At 71.3% G+C, this 18,631-nt stretch carries 13 protein-coding genes and 1 pseudogene; 7 read left to right on the top strand and 7 right to left on the bottom strand.

From position 1 onward, the window contains the following. Positions 1-253 precede the first annotated feature (253 nt). Together WME96_RS22920 and WME96_RS22915 are read right to left on the bottom strand one after the other, a co-directional pair. Complete coding sequence (locus WME96_RS22920; RefSeq protein ID WP_437292214.1) at positions 254-2,827, bottom strand: glycogen/starch/alpha-glucan phosphorylase; 2,574 nt, start codon at positions 2,825-2,827, stop codon at positions 254-256. A gap of 244 nt (positions 2,828-3,071) precedes the next feature. After that, positions 3,072-3,899, bottom strand: a complete 828-nt coding sequence (locus WME96_RS22915) for a hypothetical protein (RefSeq protein WP_437292213.1) — start codon at positions 3,897-3,899, stop codon at positions 3,072-3,074. Positions 3,900-4,054: 155 nt separating this feature from the next. On the opposite strand from WME96_RS22915, the gene WME96_RS22910 reads away from it, so the two are divergent. Further along, positions 4,055-4,693, top strand: coding sequence for a pentapeptide repeat-containing protein (locus WME96_RS22910; protein ID WP_437292212.1), 639 nt, complete (start codon positions 4,055-4,057; stop codon positions 4,691-4,693). A gap of 288 nt (positions 4,694-4,981) precedes the next feature. Next, positions 4,982-6,187, top strand: a pseudogene (locus tag WME96_RS22905) (tetratricopeptide repeat protein); the annotation flags it as partial. Between the two features lie 243 nt (positions 6,188-6,430). On the opposite strand, the gene WME96_RS22900 reads toward WME96_RS22905, so the two are convergent. Beyond that, entirely contained in the window at positions 6,431-6,745 is a 315-nt protein-coding gene (locus tag WME96_RS22900; RefSeq protein ID WP_437292211.1) for a hypothetical protein, read from the bottom strand. A gap of 130 nt (positions 6,746-6,875) precedes the next feature. Here WME96_RS22900 and WME96_RS22895 point away from each other — a divergent pair, with 130 nt between their 5' ends. After that, the gene (locus WME96_RS22895; RefSeq protein WP_437292210.1) at positions 6,876-8,786 is read left to right on the top strand and encodes a hypothetical protein; all 1,911 of its coding nucleotides are present in this window, start codon (positions 6,876-6,878) and stop codon (positions 8,784-8,786) included. A gap of 63 nt (positions 8,787-8,849) precedes the next feature. Here the strand turns inward: WME96_RS22895 and WME96_RS22890 are convergent, their stop codons facing one another. The 3 genes from WME96_RS22890 to WME96_RS22880 form a co-directional block, all read right to left on the bottom strand. After that, a complete protein-coding gene (locus tag WME96_RS22890; protein WP_437292209.1) occupies positions 8,850-10,202 on the bottom strand; it encodes a WD40/YVTN/BNR-like repeat-containing protein in 1,353 nt (450 codons plus the stop codon). A 128-nt stretch (positions 10,203-10,330) separates the two neighbouring features. After that, positions 10,331-12,112, bottom strand: coding sequence for an RICIN domain-containing protein (locus WME96_RS22885; protein WP_437292208.1), 1,782 nt, complete (start codon positions 12,110-12,112; stop codon positions 10,331-10,333). 828 nt (positions 12,113-12,940) lie between these two features. Then, positions 12,941-13,840 carry an MOSC domain-containing protein gene (locus tag WME96_RS22880; protein WP_437292207.1) on the bottom strand — a complete coding sequence of 300 codons (900 nt, stop codon included), beginning with the start codon at positions 13,838-13,840 and terminating at the stop codon, positions 12,941-12,943. 105 nt (positions 13,841-13,945) lie between these two features. Here WME96_RS22880 and WME96_RS22875 point away from each other — a divergent pair, with 105 nt between their 5' ends. From WME96_RS22875 to WME96_RS22860, 4 genes are all read left to right on the top strand, one after another. Continuing rightward, positions 13,946-15,043, top strand: a complete 1,098-nt coding sequence (locus tag WME96_RS22875; RefSeq protein ID WP_437292206.1) for a Nif3-like dinuclear metal center hexameric protein — start codon at positions 13,946-13,948, stop codon at positions 15,041-15,043. Positions 15,044-15,176: 133 nt separating this feature from the next. Beyond that, positions 15,177-15,548, top strand: a complete 372-nt coding sequence (locus tag WME96_RS22870) for a hypothetical protein (RefSeq protein WP_437292205.1) — start codon at positions 15,177-15,179, stop codon at positions 15,546-15,548. Next, positions 15,548-16,018, top strand: coding sequence for a hypothetical protein (locus WME96_RS22865; RefSeq protein ID WP_437292204.1), 471 nt, complete (start codon positions 15,548-15,550; stop codon positions 16,016-16,018). The genes WME96_RS22870 and WME96_RS22865 overlap by 1 nt, the downstream gene beginning before the upstream one ends. A 133-nt stretch (positions 16,019-16,151) precedes the next feature. Then, entirely contained in the window at positions 16,152-17,621 is a 1,470-nt protein-coding gene (locus tag WME96_RS22860; RefSeq protein ID WP_437292203.1) for an MATE family efflux transporter, read from the top strand. A gap of 58 nt (positions 17,622-17,679) precedes the next feature. Here WME96_RS22860 and nudC read toward each other — a convergent pair whose 3' ends face one another. Next, positions 17,680-18,522, bottom strand: coding sequence for an NAD(+) diphosphatase (gene nudC / locus WME96_RS22855; RefSeq protein ID WP_437292202.1), 843 nt, complete (start codon positions 18,520-18,522; stop codon positions 17,680-17,682). Between the last annotated feature and the right edge of the window lie 109 nt (positions 18,523-18,631).

Here is an 18,631-nt window from a genome sequence, read left to right as displayed (position 1 = left end):
CGGCGAGCGGCCGACGAAGGTGGCTCCCACTCCGGAAGCATGCTCCGCCGGGACGTGTTCTGCACGCGCGTGGGGCGGGATTTTCCGTCCGTTTTTGACGGTCGAGGAAGGGGGGGCACGGCCGGCGACCGGCCGCGCCCAGCAGGAAATGCGGTCGAGCCCGCCAGGCGAGGCGCGCCGCCCCCCGGCGGGCAGAGCGCCGGGGGACGGCTTGATTGCGCGGCCACGCGTCACGCGGACGCGGGCCGCGCGGTCACACGAGCGACACGGCCGCGCCGAGATCGACGTCGACGGGCGTGAGGCCCCAGATGTCGCGCGCGTACTCGCGCACCGTGCGGTCGGAGGAGAACTCGCCCACGCGGGCGATGTTGAGCGCCGACTTGCGCAGCCAGCTCTTCCGGTCGACGTAGGCCGCCTCGACCTCGCGCTGGCAGGCCGCGTAGGCCTTGAAGTCCGCGAGCATCATGTACTCGTCCCGGCCGAGCAGCCGGTCGAGCAGGGGCTGGAAGAGCTCGCGGTACTCCGGGGAGAAGAAGCCTGACGAGATGAGATCGACCACCTCGCGGAGCTCCGGATCGGCCGCGACGGCCTCGCGCCCCTCGAAGTGCTGGTGGCGGCGCGCGATCACCTCGTCGGCGGTCAGGCCGAACAGGAAGAAGTTCTCCGGGCCCACCGCGTCGCGGATCTCGATGTTGGCGCCGTCGAGCGTGCCGACGGTGAGCGCGCCGTTCAGCGCGAGCTTCATGTTGCCGGTGCCGGACGCCTCCATGCCCGCGGTCGAGATCTGCTCGGAGACGTCGGCGGCCGGGATGATGCGCTCGGCCAGCGAGACGCGGTAGTTCGGCATGAACACGACGCGCAGCCCGGTGTGGCGCCGGTCGCCGTTCACGACGTAGGCGACGGCGTGGATGAACTTGATGATGAGCTTCGCCTGCCGGTAACCGGGGGCCGCCTTGGCGCCGAAGATGAAGGTCCGCGGCGTGACTGGCTCGCCGCGCTTCTGGCGCAGGTAGAGCGCGACGATGTGGAGCGCGGCGAGGAGCTGGCGCTTGTACTCGTGGAGGCGCTTGATCTGGACGTCGAAGATCGAGGAGGGGTCGACCTGGATGTCGAGCTCCCGCGCGATGATCTTCGCGAGCGCCGTCTTGTTCTCGCGCTTCACGCGGGCGATCCGCTCGATGAACTCCGGATCGTCGATGTGGCGCTCGAGCTCGCGCAGCCGCTCGAACTCCGTCACCCAGCGCGGGCCGACCTTCTCGGTGACGAGGGCGGCGAGCGCGGGGTTGCAGGCGAGCAGCCACCGCCGGAACGTCACGCCGTTCGTCTTGTTGTTGAACCGCTCGGGCCAGAGGTCGTAGAAGTCGCGGAGCAGGTCGCGCTTGACGAGCTCGGAGTGGAGCTTGGCCACGCCGTTCACGGAGTGCGAGCCGACGACCGCGAGGTGGGCCATGCGCACGTGGCGCTCGTGCCCTTCCTCGATGAGGGACATGCGCGCAACGCGGTCGTGGTCTTGCGGGTGGGCGTCCATGACCTCGCGCAGGAAGCGCCGGTTGATCTCGTAGATGATCTCGAGGTGCCGCGGCAGGAGCCGCTCGAAGAGCGCGACGGGCCAGCGCTCGAGCGCCTCGGGCAGCAGCGTGTGGTTCGTGTACCCGAAGGACGCGACCGTCTGCTTCCACGCGTCCTCCCAGCTCAGGAGGTGGTCGTCGATGAGGACGCGCATCAGCTCGGCGATGGCGATGGCGGGGTGCGTGTCGTTGAGCTGGATCGCGTTCTTCTCGGCGAAGCGCGAGAAGTCCGGGTGGACGCGGTTGTAGCGGTTCACGATGTCGGCGATGGAGCAGGCGACGAAGAAGTACTCCTGCCGGAGGCGCAGCTCCTTGCCCTTGTCGAAGTTGTCGTTCGGGTAGAGGACCTTCGAGATGACCTCCGACTGGTTCTTCTCGTGGACGGCGTGCACGTAGTCGCCGGCGTTGAAGAGCTCGAAGTCGAACTCCTCACCCGCGCGGGCGGACCAGAGGCGGAGCGTGTTCACGGTGTTCGACTGGTAGCCCGCGATCGGCGTGTCGAACGGGACGCCGATGACCTGCTCGGAGGGGCGCCAGATGACGCGGAAGCCGCCGCGCTTGTCGGGGACGCGCTCGGTGTAGCCGCCGAACGAGACCGGGACGGCGTGCTCGGGGCGCTCGACCTCCCACGGGTTGCCGAAGCGGAGCCACTCGTCGGCGCGCTCGACCTGGTAGCCGTCGCGGATGACCTGCTCGAAGATGCCGAACTCGTACCGGATGCCGTAGCCGTACGTGGGCAGCCCGATGGTGGCCATGGAGTCGAGGAAGCAGGCGGCGAGCCGCCCGAGGCCTCCGTTGCCGAGCCCGGCGTCGGGCTCCTGCTCGACCAGGTCCTCGAGGTCGAGGCCGAGCTCGGCGAGCACGGTCTTGTAGCTGTCGTAGATGTCGAGCGCCTGCAGGTTGGCGACGAGCGCCCGGCCGAGGAGGAACTCCGCCGAGAGGTAGTAGGCGCGCTTGACGTCTTTTTCGTAGTAGGTGTGCTGGGTCTTGGTCCACCGGTCGACGAGGCGGTCGCGCACCGAGAGGGCGAGGGCGACGTACCTGTCGAACGGCGTGGCGGTCAGCGACTCCCGGGCGCGCGAGTAGTGGAGGTGGTCCGCGAAGGCGCGCCGGAGCGCGACCGGGTGCATGCCGGTGCGGGCGTCGGGCGCCGGGTTGCCGCGGAAGAAGGCGGCGGGGGCTTCGCGCTGGGCGGACGTGTCTCGCTGGGCGGGGGTTTCTCGCTGACGGGTAGGATCGACGTCGATCGGGTTGGCCATGGCGGCGCACTCTAGTCGGATCTGGCCGACGCTGGTGGGCTGCGCGACGTGTCGGAGAGGTTTCCGCGAGGTCGCGGTACTCCGCCGATGCCGGCGGCGAGCGGAGGACGGAGGACGCCGCGGGGGCGGCGCATCCGGTCGGATGTCAAGGCTGTTGAGCTGGAGGGCGGGAAGGCGTCTGCCGGGGCGCTGCCGGCGCGGGAGGCGGTGAGGTGGGCTACGGAGGCGCGTGACGCGACGCGCGTCAGGGGTCGGCGGTGAGCTCCGGCCCGGCGGCGGTGGCGGGCGCGGGGCTGCCCGGCTTCGCCGTCCCGGGCGCCTGCGCGGCCGAGGAGCTGCGGGCGCCGATCGGCGGCACGTGGGTGTCGAGCTGGCGGAACCCGAACACGGCGACGCCGGCTTCCCGCAGGTGATCGTGGCGCTGGTGGATGACGGTCCAGAACTGGTCGCGGACGACGGCTTCGGACGAGCGCTCGGAGGACCTCTGCTGGGCGCCACGGGGCCTGAGCTGGACGAGGAGCCAGCTGGCGTGCTCGGCCATGACGGCGAGGTAATCTGGCGAGAACGGGTGTTTGCCGTCGAGGCTCGCCGCGAGCTCGTGGAACACCCCGGCGATATCCACGCCGTCGCGGGCGCTGTCCACGGGCCCCGAGCCGCGGCGGATCGCGGCGACGCGCTGCCTGGGCACGAGCTTGAGGTCCGCGAAGATCTCGAGTTGTCGCAGCGTGAGATCGCGCATCGGGCGGTATTTCTCCAGGCGCGCCTCGATCTCGCGCTCGCTGGCTGCCGTCGTGATGCGCCCCGCGGCCGCGACGAGCCCGAGCGCGAGGCTCGGGAGCTCGAGCACGTCGTCGATCGGGCAGAGCGGGAGCTTCTCGCGGACGAGGTCGATGTGCGGGAGGATCGCCTTGACCCCGCGATCGACGTTGGAGCGGACGATATCCACCGAGAGCCGGCAGATCTCCGCGCGATCGGGCGGAATGGCCGCCTGCACCAGCGGCAGAAACGCCGTGCTGCCGAAGCTGGGGGGAGGGGCGGGGGCGGAGGCGGTAGCGGGGGGAAGACCCACCATCACGAGTGGATCTCAGGTCACCGAGCAAACGATCCGAGAGGCGATGAAGGATGCTCCGCTCGCGTCGCAGCAGTCCGGGGGAATCTCGCTGCCCAATGTGTAACGATACGTGGACAAGTTATTGGCGGGCGAGGTGGCCCCCGCAATCCGGGTAGATGGTAAGATTATCGTTGATGGTAACCATCGGTATGTTGCTGGGAGGGTTTTGGGGCGAGAGCCCGCCACTCAGCCGTGGGCTGGAGGCAATCCTTCCCGGGTCATTCCCTGGGAGCAACTTCCCATTCCCCCGAACGTGTGGTGAATTTATGGTGAAGATCGAGTGTGATTCAGGTGTTGTCCACGAGTTGCAGTACGACAGCCTTCGCGGCATCAACTTGGCAGGGTTGGACCTTCACCGAGCGAAGCTGGACGGTGCGGATTTGGAAGGTTCGGTTCTTGACGGTGCCACTCTTCGAGCGGCTGCTTTGGAGGGCGCTCGTCTGCTGCGATGCAGTCTCGTCGAAGCAAGGCTCCAAGGTTGCTGGGCCAAAGATGCCGACTTTCGGAAGGCGGTTCTCACGAAGGCGAAGCTTGATGCCGCTGATCTTACAGGGGCGGACTTGCGCGAGGCCGACCTCCATCTAGCACTCGTATGGGGAGCCCGCTTTTCTGGAGCACGTCTCGACGGAGCGGATATGCGATGCCTTCAGCTTGAGGCGGCGAAGCTGCGCGGAGCGACCTGCGATCTGAAGACGCGATGGCCCGAAGGATTCGACCCCGAGGCGCATGGAGTGTTGGTAGTGGTAAACAACTAGTTCAATGAAACCTATGCGACCGCGCTTGCGGTGTAGCGATCTGGCGCGCGTCGGATCGGCGCGATGGACGCGAAGTCCACGTGCAGTATCGCTGATGCGCCCTGGCGCGCGACGCTCTATGTCGGTTGGCGTGAGAAGCGGTCGGCTCTCTCCGGAATGCTCGTATGCGCTCCGGTGAGCTCTGCCGCAGCCAGAGCGGTTGCCATGGTGCCTTGACTCCGTCGCAATGACGGCGTACGCCTCGCCGCAGCTCGCACATCCAGGGCGATGAGCCTCGAAAAATAACTCATGTCGACATCGCTTGTCGCGAAGTTTCTGAGCGTCGCAGCGCTCGTGACCTGCGCCGTCAGCGGGCTTGGTTGCGCTCAGTTCAAGCCGCCCCTCACCTGCGCGTCTCAGGGCGGTGCCCCGTGGGTAGAGCTCTCCTCGCAGCACTTCGAAATGCGGACGGATCTCGACCGCTCCGAGGCGCGCGACGCCCTCGCAGAGTTCGAGAGCTCGTACGCCGCTCTCGAGGACGTCTGCTTCCCGAGCGACAACCCCGACCCGTTTCGCATGCAGATCATCCTGTTCGCGCGCGAGCGGGATTTCCGGCAGTTCGCCCCACCGTCCTCCGGCGGCTTTTTCATGCATGCGCTCCCGAACGATCTCGATCCGGCGCCGACCATGGTCATGTACGGCTCGCTCGGGGAGCAGACGCGCCTCACGTTCCAGCACGAGCTCGCGCACCACTTCGTCGCGCAGAGCATCGGGCCCTCGCCAGCGTGGCTCAATGAGGGCCTCGCCCAGTTCTACTCGACGTTCCGCTTGCAGGATGGCCATGCGTACATCGGCTCACCGCTGCCCGATCGCGACTTCCTGAAGGGGTCGTTCTGGCGCACCGCGCGCCATGGCCCGTTCACGCGCGTTCTGATCCCCGTCACCCAGGCGAGGTCCGCGACGGAGCTCATTCACATGGGGCGAGATGATTTCTACGGCCCGCCCGGCCATGCCCCGCAGACCGACCGGCGTCCGGTCGCGACCAACTATCTGAGCTCATGGGCGCTCGTTCACATGCTGATCAACGGCCCGGAGCCGTACGTTCAACGCTTCACCAGCTTCCTCGAGGCAGCCTCGGGCGGCGCACCTGTGCGGCAGGCTCTCCAGCAGGCGCTCCACGGCATCCCGCCCGAGCAGCTCGATCGGGATTACCGGAGCTACCTCATGGGCCAGCGCTTGATCAGGAAGGTCGGCCCCTACACGGCCCCGTCGCCCTCGCCGCTGCAGGCCGAGCGCGCGATGAGCGACGCTGAGGTGCACGTGCTCTGGGCTCGCCTCAAGAGGTGGGAGGGCAACGAGAGGGCGTGGGCTGCGGCGCACCTCGAGGAGGCGCTCGCTCACGCGCCGAACAGCCCCGAGGTCCGCCTCTGGCGCGGGCGACTGCGGATCGCCGAGGCCCGTCTCACGGAGGCGGAGCAGGAGCTCACGGCGGCGCTCGCGGCGAGGCCGGCGGATCCTCGGTATCTCCTGACGATGGTGAGGTTTCTCTACACGCTGGCGAGCCATCGCGTCATCACGACGCTCCAGGCCATGGGGCGCGCCGCCCCGCTCGTGGATCGTCTGGCCAGGACCGCATCCACCGCAGCACAGCTCAATGTCGTGGCCCGATACCACCTCGAGCACCACGAGTTCAGGTGCTTCAACCCGCTCCGACAGTGTGGCCTGTCATGCTGGTCATGGCTGCGCCGTCGGAGCACCTCAGCGATGGCAGCCGCCGAGCAGGGGCGCCCCGAGCAGGTCGAGCTGCTCGACCGCGCGCTGCGGCCGGCGCGCGCGCGGGCCGGCCTCGACCTGCGATGGGGCGCTCCGGGAGTTCGCCCGCTGCACGAGCTCCTCGCGGAGCGCCAGGAGCTCGCGCGCGGGCAGCGTGCTCGTGTCCGTCACGAGCCGCGCTCCGTCACGGTAGCCGGTCCACACCGTGTAGCCGTTCCGTGTGACCTCGATCCCGAACCTTGGGCCATAATCCGTGATCTCGTAGCTGCGGCCCAGGGACAGAAAGCTCCACTTCTTCATGGCGACCGTCTCGCCAGTGTCCATCGAGGCGGCCGGAGCGGCCAACAAACCGAGGGCTCCCGATACCCGGGGGGCCGATCCTGCGGGCCGCTTGCCAGCGGCGCCGTCGGGGCGCGACGATCGGCGCTCCATGACGCGCACCCTCCTCCTCCCCGTCGTCCTCTCCGCCGCGTGCGCTGGCGCGCCGGCTCCCCGGCGCGACCCCGTCGCCCCGCTGCCTCCGGCGGCGCGATCGGCGGGCGCCGAGCCCGCCCGCGCGGCGGCGCTGCCCGCGGACGCGCAGCCCGCGCCGGCAGGGCTCTCCTCGGTGGTGCGGATCGCCGATTCGCAGCGGACCTGGGGCGACCTCACGCAGGTCCTCGCGGGCACGCCCTTCGGCATGTTCCTGCTCGGCGCAGGGCCCGAAGCGCTGCTCGAGAACGCGCTGGGCCCGGCGCTCGTCGACGTGGTCGACCTGGCCAGGCCGCTCGACATCGCCGTGTTCGGCAGGAGCAAGGGCGCGCGCCTCGTGGCCTCGCTGTCGGTCCCGGAGCGGGAGATGTCACGGCTGCAGGACCGCTTCGTGCTCGAGGAGCACCGGGGCATGCTGCGCGTGAAGGGCGTGCGCGCCGAGGATCCCGAAGACCGGGCGCTGCCCCGGATCTGCGCCTTCGAGCCCGGCGATCGCAGCGGCAGCGCGCGCCTGATCTGCGCCGATAACATGGAGGATCTCGAGGCCGCCGCGCCGTACCTCGCTCAGGTCGTGGGGCGGGAGCCGCTCGAGGTGGACGCGCGGATCGAAGTCCCGGGGCGAGCCGTCATCGAGGCCATCAAGGACATGCCCGAGGAGGACGACGACGACAGCCACTCCGGGAAGGTGGGCCAGGGGTTCGCCGAGGCGTTCGTCCGAGACCTCGAGAGCGTCAGCGTCGATCTCACGTGGGCCAGCCCGGACATCGATGTCGGCTTCGGCATGCGCCTCGCGAGCCGGCGCTCGCCCCTCGCGCTGGCCGTGGCGCCGGTCGCAGCCCAGGACGCCGCCACCCCGCCGGCCTTCTTCCGGCTCCCGCGCGACACGGCGCTCGCCTTCTACACTCAGGGCGCGTCGCGCGCGGAGCTCGCGCCGCTGCGCGAGGCGTTCTTCCAGGGGCTGCGCGACGACATGGCCGGCGAGGGCTACGACGCGTCGGGGCTCGATCGGTTCATGGATCGTCTCAAGACGCTGACCTTCACGGGAGGCCCCCTGGTGATCGGCTCGGGCGGCGATCGCGCCGCGGCGGAGAAGGCGCTCGCGGACTACAAGGGCGGCAAGCGCGCGGCGCGCTCGCAAAAGGCGGCGCGCCGCGCGCTGCAGAGCTGGTTCCTTGTCGCGGTCGAAGAGCCGGCGCAGCCGTGGATCGCCGGCGTGAAGGAGCTCATCCAGATCGGCGAGGAGCTGGACAGGAAGAAGGCGAGCGCGACGGCCGCGGGCAACGGCGCCCCGGGCGCGGGGGCGCCAGGCGGCCCGCCGAAGGGCGACGCGAGCAAGGACGACGACGACAAGCAGACCACCGATCTCGTGGTCGTCCGCGCGCCCGCCGCGCTGCCCGCGGGGACGCTGCACGTCGAGCTGCGCTCCAGGCCGCTCACGAAGGACGCGCCGCCCGCGCACACCAGCCACCTCTACGTGGTGCCCGCCGGCCAGCGGACGTGGATCGGGCTCGGCGAGGACGGCGCCGCCGTCGTGGACCGGCTGCGCATCGCGGCAGATCCAGGGCGCGACGAGCGCACGCTCGGCGCGGCGCCCGGCCTGGAGGCGCTGCGGCAGCGCGGGACCCTCGCCGGCGGGCTCTTCTCGCTGGCGGGCTGGACGATGCTGGCGGCGAGCGGAGACTCGCCCGAGGCGCTGGACGAAGCCGCCGAGGCGCTCGGCGGGCTCGCGGCGCTGCCCGCGCGCGGCGAGACCGCGATGCCGCTCGCGATCACCTCCGAGGTGCTCGGATCCGGCGCGGCGCGCGTCGACGTGCGCGTGCGGGTGCCCGGCGCGGGGATCCGGGACGTGCTCGCGCTCCTGATGCGCTGACCGTGCGCTGACATCGCGGGCAGAGGGACCTGCGCCCTTCCGGACCGTCGCCGACGCCGCGGCCTACGGGCGGCGCCGCCCTCGTCTCCGCGCGCGCAGGAGCGCGCCGCCGGCCGCGAGCATGCAGCTCAGCGACGCGCCGGCGCCTCTTCCGCCCGCGGCCTCGCAGGAGCAGCCGCCGCCTGCGCTCGGCTCGGCTCCGCCCACCGCGGCTCCGCCGGCGCTCGTCCCGTCTCCGCCCGACGCCGCGCTCGGGGCCCCGGCGTCGCAGCGGCCCGCCGCGCCGACGAAGCTCGCCGTGGCCGGCCAGAGCGCCGGGCAGGTCTGGCCGGTCGAGCTCTCGCTCCCGCACGCCGGCGGCGGGCCGCAGAGCCGATCGAGCGTCATCAGCGGCGAGAACGTCTTGCCCTCGTCCGTGGAGACCCCCGCGGTGAAGCCGTCCAGGGACTCGTCGGCGCAGGCGAAGAGTCCCTGTGCGGTCCACGTCAGGCAGCGGACGCCGAGATTCCCCACCTGGGTGAACTCGAGGGTCGCCGTCGGGGCAATCCACAGGCCGTCCACGTCGCTGCCGGCCGCGATCCTCGTCCCGTCGGGCGAGAGGGCCAGTCCGAGGAGGCTTGTCGCCTGGAACACCTCTCGCCATGTGGCGCCCCCGTCGTTCGAGACCAGGAGCGCGTCCGCGCCGTCGCCGTCGCGGCGCACATAGACGGTATCGGGATCGACCGGATCCACGGCGCCGAGGTACGGCAGGTTGCGATCGTCGCTGCCAGGAACGTCGAAGTCCTCCCAGGTCGCGCCGCGATCGTCCGAGCGTCTCACGATCCCCTGGAACGTGGGGCCGTTCCAGCGCCCGCTCACGTAGATGCGCCGCGGATCGCTCGGCGCGCTGTCCAGGGTCACGCCGAGGAACGTGCTCGGGAGGTCGGCGCCGGCCTGGGTCCAGGTCCTCCCGTCGTCCTTCGACTCCCAGACCTGACTCACGATGGTGTCGTCTCCCATGACGCTCGAGACGAGCAGGATGGCGCCCGCGGGGGCCGCGCGGTCGATCGACAGGTCGACGACGTAGCGCTGGGCGAGCCCGCCTTCGGAGAGCGCCCACTGGCATCCGTCGTCGTGCGTCGCGCTCAGCCCGTCGAAGAGCCCGGCGAGGATGGACCCGTCGCCGGTGACGACCATCATCGGATCCTCGAAGCCGCTGTAGCCGATGGCCGCCTCGCAGATCCACGACCAGCGCTCGCCGCGGTCGCGCGTGGTGAGCACGCCATACGTCGCGCGCACGACGATGTGGTCGGGATCGGAGGGGTCGACGAGGATCTGCCCGGCGGCGGGGTAACGGCCGTTGGCGAGCGCGGGTGCCGAGGCGGAGAGCGCGACGCACGCCGCGGCGGCCATGAGCCCAGGAGCGAGGCGGTTCATCGGACGGAGGTTCACCGATCCCCCTGCGCCGCGCAACGCCTCGACAGGACGCCTGCGGAGCTCGGCGCCGTCGAGCCAGGGAGAGCCCCTGGCTCGGGCCGAGCGCGACGCTCGTCAGACGACAGCGGCTACTGCCGCCGGAACTGCTGGTTCGTCCCGCTGTGGCACGTGTACTGGATGAACTTGCTGCCGTCGGCGGTGCTGGCCCCGTTGACGTCCACGCACTTTCCGCTGTTGACCGAGCGCAGCGAGACGGCGCCGTTGCCGCGATCGACGAACTCCCACTTCTGGCTGTTCTTGCTGGCGTCGCAGTCCCACTGCGTGATGTTCGCCGAGTTGTTGCGGCTGGACCCCTGCACGTCGAGGCACTTTCCGCTGTTCACGTTCTTCACGACCGCCGTGGTGCCGCTGATCGTCTCGACCTGCCACTGCTGGTCGCTCGCCCCGGTGCACGGCCGCTGGGTGAGGATGGCGCCGTTGTTCAGGCTCGCCGCGTCGACGCTCATGCACTTCCCCGAATGGAGGGCCGTCAGGCTCTGGCCGGTGCCGCCGGTGCCGCCGCCGGGGTCGCCGCCCGGGTCGCCGCCCGGGTCGCCGCCGCCGGTGCCGGGGTCGCCGCCGCTGCCGCCCAGGCCGGTGACCTGGACCTGCGCGCCGGTGGCCGACACCGAGACGACCTTCAGCGTCGCGTTCGTCCCGAAGAGCTGGTGGGAAGCGCCGACGGCGAGCGGCGCGTCCCTGAAGTTGCCGCCAGGGACCATGTCGAGGAGGTGCGCCCGGCCGCTCTCCCTCGACTGGGTGAAGAACGCGTGGACGAGGATGCCCTTCGTGGAGAGATTGCGCGAGTCGACGACGTTCGTGGGCGACGCCTGGCGGAACTCGATCTGGTACATGATGTCGTTCGGCCCCTTGATGCGAAGGAGCTGCGTCCCGGCGCTCGGCTCGGTGATCGGGGCGAGCGTGTACGTCCCATCCGCGGTGACCGTCACGATCTGCGTCGACGGCAGCCACCCCAGGTTCGCCTTGTAGTTGGCGTTGTAGTGCTGCTTCCCGCCGTTGCCCATCGGGTCGAACGGGTCGCCGTACTCGTCGAAGGTACAGTCGTTGCTCATGGTCACCGTCGCCCCGCCGCTGCGGCACGTCCGCGAGGAGGCGTGCCACAGGCCGAAGTTGTGACCGAGCTCGTGCACGACGACCTCTGGCCACAGGCCGGCGAGCCAGGTTGTCTTGCCGGGCTGCGCGCCCATGCCGGCATACCCGCAGTCCATCTTGCCGAAGATCATGAAGTGCTGGTACTTGCTGAGGTCGAAGCCGGCGTTCCGCGCCGCGGCTTGCGCCTCGTTCTGCCACCGGTTGTAGTCGTCGCACTTGCCGAAGCTGATGTTGAACGGGCCGGCGACGTCGTACTCGAGCTTCATCTTTCCAAAGGAAGAGCCCGCCAGGTGGGTCGCGGCGCCGTCGAGGGAGTTCCGCACCTCCTGCTCGGTGCCGAGCGTCTGGCCGCCGTCGAACTGCACGCGCAGCGCCAGGACGCGCTTCGTCCCGGTCGTGACGACCGCGTTCGTCAGCGTGCCGATACCCTCGGACGCCCGCATCATGTCGACGTCGATGCTGCCGTCGCCGTCCTCGACGCCGAACACGTCGACCGGCGAGCCGCTGGCCGTGCGCCAGTCGGTCGGGTCGGCGCCTGACGCCTCCGTCATGGAGTCGAGGTTCAGTCGAACGAACGTCCCGTCCTCCAGCTCAAGCATGTACCGGGCCTCGCCGTTGGCGACGGCGACGGTCAGCGTTCCCGAGGCGGTGGGGGTCGGCCCCGCTCCGTCGTCACCAGGGCCGATGCGCAGGCAGCCGGACGCGAGCGCGAACGCTGTGAGGGCAACCGCGGACACGTAGGACTTGAAGCGCTGCATGGTGTCTTCCTTTCCAAGCTCGGTCGATGCGCCCGTCCTCCCCACGTCGGAGAGCGCCGCTCATCCCCCCTCAGGAGCGTGAGCGCGACGCGACGGGGCGCTGCCAAGGAGAGGCCGCAAGCGCGGCCAGCCTCTCCGCTGCTGATGCAACTTGACGGCTGAGTCGATCGTCGACCGCGTGACCGTCGCTCGCGACCGTCACGCTGCGGTTGCCGTTCAAGCACGCTCGCGAGGAGCCTTGGACTTCAGAGCAAGATCGCGACCACTGGGTCGCTGCGGGAATCTTGCCTGTCTGGGTGGAAGAATCATCCGAGGGCGGCCGGGGAGTCCAATCAGGCCTTATGTTTGCGCGATTGGCGTGGATCGGGAGAGATCCTGAATGGACATCAAACCACCACCCCTGCGTCACCAACGCTGGGTGCAAGATCCCTTGTGCTCGGTCGCTCGAGCGGTGTTGGAAGATATCGTGTGTGCGCGCTTTGGCCACGATGGTGGCGAGCGGTGGTCGAGGGGGACCATGTGAGTCCTTGCGCGAGGACGCCGCCGACCGTGCGGGTTTTCCGGCCCGTGCGGGGGAGCTGGCGGCGTGTGGGCTCCTGATGCCGTGTAGATCTGCTGGCGGCGTGTGGGCTTCTGATGCCGTGTAGGTCCGCTGGCGGCATGCGGGCTTGTGGCGCCATGTGGGTTGCGGGGACTGTGTAGGTCCTCCGGTTCCGTGCGGGGCCGTCCGCGCCTGTGATGCGGCCTGTCGGCCATCCCTTCTCCGGGGCCCCGAGGGGCGTCACCCGACCGATGGCGCGCGGAGCTCGCGGAACCGAGGAGGGTCGCTCAGGAGGGCGGGGACAGGGGCGCTGGGTCCAGCCGGACGGCTGCCCCGCGGCGGATCGCGCCTCCGTGGCGCACGGTCGCGTAGATCCCGGCCACCGCCGGGAACACGACGCCGGGGGCGAGGGTCGCGCTCGCGACCGCGTTGTGCCGGGCGAGCGCGCGCAAGATGCCGGGATCGCGCGGAAATTCGCCCTGGGCCAGCGTGGGCACGACGCAGCGGGGGCAAGGGTCGATGACGTCGAGCCGGACCTCCGCGGCGATCGCCAGCGTGCGGCCGATCCAGCCGTTCTCGAGGAAGCGGCGCTCGCCCGGAGGGGTCGCGACAACGAGGTTCGGGCGGAACCTGGGGGCCTCGACGCGCCCCGAAGGGTGGAGCTCGCGCAGCCGATCGAGCGTGGCCGTCGTCAGCACGTGCAGGGCCGCGACATCGAAGAACGTGCCGGCCGGCGCGGCGAGCGCCATCGGCTCCTCGACGATCGTGGCCGGCGCCGCGGGCGCGTCCACGGGCGACCGATCCGCCTCGCGCGTCGGCGCCTCGGGCGCCCGGCTCACGAGCGCCACGTCGCGGCCGAGCGCGCGCGAGAGCGCTCGATCCACGTCCGGCTGCGCGCTGCTGATCACGGCGCCGTCCGGCAGCGTGATCCAGACCGGCGGCAGGGGCGCCGAGGGGCGCGGCGGCGCCGCGAAGGCCGCGCGACACTCGAGCAGCGCGCCCCACTTGCCGGGGTGCTTTGCGCTCGCGACGTGCCCTGTCTCCCGATCGACGACGGCGTAGGTCCGGTCGCCGGGCACGCCGCGCTCGGTGATCGCCGCCTCGTCGAGCTCCTCTCCCTGCATGGATTTGACGGGATAACGCCACAGCGACACGACCGTTCCGGCGGGCTGGTCATTGGGGTGCACGGCGTCTGTACTATACGATCTCCGCCGGGAACCGCCCTACCGTGCCGGCAGAGGGCCTCTCCGGTCGCGCTCCGCTCCGCCGTCGTCGCTGGTATAGAGGCGCTCATGACCCTCCTGAGAGACGTCCTCGCCGCGCTCGAGTCGATCGCCCCGCTCCGGTTCGCCGAGCCCTGGGACAACGTCGGCCTGCTCGCGGGCGACCCGGGGCGGCCCTCGTCGGCGGCGCTCCTCGCCATCGATTACACCCCCGAGGTCGCCCGGGAGGCGCGCGATCTCGGCTGCGACCTCGTCGTCGCCTACCATCCGCCGCTCTTCGAGGCCGTGAAGCGCGTGGTCGCGCCGAACCCCATCTTCGCGGCGATCCGCGACGGCATCGCGCTGTACTCGCCCCACACCGCGCTCGACGTCGCCGAGGGCGGCACCAACGACGTCCTCGCCGACGCGCTCGGGATCACCGAGGACCGCGCGCCGCTCCGGCGCGCGACGTCGAAGGCGTGGCAGCACAAGCTCGTCGTCTTCGTCCCGGAGGATCACGTCGACGCCGTCGCCGACGCCCTCGCCGAGGCGGGCGCGGGTCAGATCGGCCGGTACTCCCGCTGCAGCTTCCGGACGATCGGGACAGGCACGTTCTTCGGCGAGGAGGGGACGAACCCCACCGTGGGCGAGAAGGGCCGGCTCGAGCGCGTCACCGAGGTGCGGCTGGAGATGGTCTTTCCCCGCGACCGGACCGAGGCGGTGCTGCAGGCCATGCGCGCCGCGCACCCGTACGAGGAGGTGGCGTTCGACCTGGTCGAGCTCGCCGTCGAGCCGCTGCGGGCTGGCATTGGCCGGATCGGGGCGCTCGCCAGCGCGACGCCGGTGGGCGAGCTCCTCGGCCGGATCAAGGAGCGCCTCGGGGTCGACGCGCTGCTCGTGGCCGGCCCCGAGCAGCGCGCCGTCTCCCGGGCGGCCACGTGCGCCGGCGCGGGCGGCGCGCTCCTCGGCGAGGCGATCGCGCAGGGCGCCGACCTCTACCTGACCGGCGAGCTGCGCCACCACGACGCCCTGCGCGCCGCGAGCGCGGGCGTCACCGTGGTGTGCGCGCTGCACTCGAACAGCGAGCGCGCCGCGCTGAAGCGCCTCGCCGAGCGCCTCCGCGCCGAGCTGCCGTCGCTCCGCGTCGACATCAGCGCGCGCGACCGGGATCCGTTCTCGATCCGGTGACGGCGCGGCGCTCGAGCGGGAAGGGGGCGGATCGTCTTGTATTTCAGAGCTCGGCGGTGAGCGCGGGCTCACCGGGGTCCCCGGACCGGTTGGAGCCGGCCGCGAGCGACAGCCAAGTGCTACGATGCCTGCCATGCGGACCGTGAACGAGGCCCTTCCGCCGCCGATCCCCCCTGCCGAGCACGTCCGCAGGCTGGTGGAGGCCAACCGGGTCGAGGAAGCACGCCGCTACGTCCAGGAGTTGCTCGCTCAGGGCGACACGAGCGTGGAAGGCTGGGCGAAGGTCCTCCGTCCGCCTCGCGTCCTGGTCTCGCCCGGTCGCGCCCGGAGTGACTTCGCGGCGGACTACGCCTGGCTGCGAGAGAACCGGCAGGCCTACCTCGATCGGTGGGTGGCGCTCCAGGATGGCAAGCTGCTCGACTCCGACGTCGCGCTGCGCGCGCTGATCGAGCGGCTGACGGAGCGTGGACAGATCGAGGGCGCTTTCGTCGTGCAGGTTGACTGATGGCCAGCGGCACGATGCGTCTCGACGAGGCCGCGCAGCCGTGGGCCGATTCATCGGCGCGCTACCGCGTCGCGACAGAGCATGAGGGAACGCTGCTGACGGTCGCGGTCCGCTGCCGGATCGCCGGCCTTCCGTTCGAGAGCCAGGCGCTCCTCGACACAGGCGCGGCGTGGTCGATCATCGGAGGCGACCTCGCCGAGCTGCTGCAAGCGCAGCTCGGCGCCTCGGGACAGACGATGATCCTGTCCACGCGACTCGGTCGCATCCGCGGCGCTCTTCACGACCTCGACGTCGTGCTCGTCGCCGAGCGCGGCGAGAGCCTCGCTGTGTCCGGCAGCATCCTCATCGCCCCAGGATGGATAGGGCCGGTCGTCCTTGGCTACCGCGGGTTTCTGGAGCGTCTTCGTTTCGCGCTCGATCCGGGGTGTGGCCCGGACGACGCCTGGTTCTTCTTCTCGAGCGCGGGCTGAATGGCCGACGTTCGCTCTCCGCGCCACCGCTCGAACAGCGGCCGCGCCGCGGAAGCAGGGCGCTCGCGCGATCTGCAAAGGTGCGCAAAGCCGCTGGACGAGATGGCCGCCCGCGATCAGCCTGCTGGCCCTCATGCGCGACCACGCCACGCCACCTGCACGCGATCTGCGCGCCGACGCCCTCGCGCCCTCGCCGCCCGCGCCCGGCTCGCGCCGCGGCGCCGGCGTCTGGTCGACGCTCCGCGCCGCGGTCCGCGGCGGCGAGCACGACTTCACCACGGGATCCATCGACCGGGCGATCGCCCTGCTCGCGATCCCGATGGTCATGGAAATGCTCATGGAGTCGCTCTTCGTCGTGGTCGACGTCTTCTGGGTGTCGCGCCTCGGCGCCGATGCGGTCGCCGCCGTGGGCCTCACGGAGTCGATCCTCTCGGTCGTGTACGCCCTGGGGATGGGCCTCGCCGTGGCCGCGTCCGCGACCGTCGCGCGGCGGATCGGCGAGGGGCGCCCCGAGGAGGCGGCCGCCATGGCGGGGCAGGCGATCGTGCTCGGCCTGCTCATCTCCCTGCCCCTCGCGGCGGCCGGCGCCCTGCTCGCGCCGCGGCTTCTCGCGGCGCTGGGGGCGTCCGCCGGGGTGATCGCGGTCGGCGCGCCGTTCGCCTCGATCATGCTGCTCGGCAACGCGACGATCATGATGCTGTTCGTCATCAACGCGGTCTTCCGCGGGGCCGGCGACGCGGCGCTGTCGATGCGGGTGCTCTGGCTCTCGAACGCGCTCAACATGGCGCTCGGACCGTGCTTCATCTTCGGCCTCGGCCCGTTCCCGGAGCTCGGCGTGGCCGGCGCGGCCGTGGGGACGACGCTCGGCCGCGGGACCGGCGTCGCGCTGCAGGTGTTCCTGCTCGCGCGCGGCGGCGGCCGGGTGAAGGTGAAGGCGCGGCACCTCGTCCCCGACCCGAAGGCGCTCGCGGCGCTGGTCCGCCTCTTCGCGAACGGCGCCTTCCAGGCGGTCATCAGCACCGCGAGCTGGATCGGCATGGTGCGCATCCTCGCCCCGTTCGGGAGCGCGGCGCTCGCCGGCTACACGATCGGGATGCGGATCGTCGTGTTCGCGATCCTGCCGGCGTTCGGGCTCGCGAACGCCGGCGCGACGATGGTGGGGCAGAACCTCGGGGCGGGCCGCCCCGACCGGGCAGAGGCCGCCGTCTACCGCGCGGGCCTCTGGACCACGGTCATGCTCGGCGCGATCGGCCTGGTCTTCGCGGTGGGCGCCGGCGCCATCATCGGCGCGTTCACGGACGACGCGGAGGTGCTCCGGTTCGGCACGCAGGCGCTGCGGGTCGTGGCGGGCGGGTTCCTGTTCTACGGCTTCGGCATCGTGTTCGCGCAGGCGTTCAACGGCGCCGGCGACACCTGGACGCCCACGATGCTGCACCTCGCCTGCTTCTGGCTGTGGGAGATCCCGCTCGGGTGGGGCCTGGCGCACGCCGCGGGGCTCGGGCCGCTGGGCGTGTTCATCGCGATCGCGGTGGCGTTCTCGACGATCGCGGTCGCGGGCGGGCTCATGTTCCGCCGCGGCACCTGGAAGCAGCGGCGCGTCTGAGGGGCGCCGCCGCGGAGCGGTCGCGGGAGGGTCGGCACGGGGCGCCGCGGCGCCTGGATCACCGCCCCACGGGCCGCGCGAGCCAGGCGTCGATGAGCTTCCGGGCGATGCTGAGCGGCGGCGGCAGCAGCGGCAGCGCGTCGCGGTGGAACCAGCGCGCGTCCTCCAGCTCGCGCGTGTCGACGCGGAGCTCGCCGCCGGCGTAGCGCGCGGTGAAGCCGACCATGATCTGGTGAGGGAAGGGCCAGGGCTGGCTGCCGAAATAGGCGACGTCGGCGATGTCGACGCCCGTCTCCTCGTGGACCTCGCGCGCGACGCACGCCTCCAGCGTCTCGCCCGGCTCGACGAAGCCGGCGACGAGGCCGTACATGCCCGCGGGGAACCGCGCCTGCCGCGTCATCAGGACGCGCGGGCCGTCCTCGACCAGCACGATGGTCGCGGGCGTGATCCGCGGGAAGTAGCTGCTGGCGCAGCGGGCGCAGCGCTTGACCCGCTCGTCCTGCCCGCTCTCGAGCTCGGCGCCGCACGCCGCGCAATACTGGTGGGCCCGGTCCCAGTGCTGCACCTGGTACGCCGTGCCCGCGACGTCGAACAACTCCGGATCGATGCGCCCGTGGAGGCGCCGCAGCGAGACGTACGCGTGCCCGTCGGGCGCCGGAGCGCCCGGCGCGAGCTCGGCGGAGCGGCACGGGCGCCCGTCGAGCTCCCCGAGCGGCTGGGCGCGCACGACGGGGACGCCCAGATCGGCGAGGTCGGCGGCGACCGGGACGTCGAAGCGGTCGCCGCGAGCGTCGATCAGCGCTCGGACGAGGAGCTCGTCGCCGCGAAACGCGAACCAGGCGATCTCGCCGGGCGGCGCGCCGGGCCGGCCGAGGCCGGGGCGAAAGCGGGGGGAGGGCATGGACTTACCGGCCAGCGAGCCGCACGGGCTCCGCTGCGAGGGGCTGCGCTGCGCGACGGGCGCGCGCCAGAGCGGGGATCGGGTGCATGGGGAGAGCTTAGCGCCTCGG

Origin of the sequence: Sorangium sp. So ce406 (assembly GCF_051474675.1) — a bacterium.
Lineage (GTDB): Bacteria > Myxococcota_A > Polyangia > Polyangiales > Polyangiaceae > Sorangium > Sorangium cellulosum_G.
Note: the sequence above shows the minus strand (reverse complement) of the source record. Positions and strands in the feature narration are given on the sequence as shown.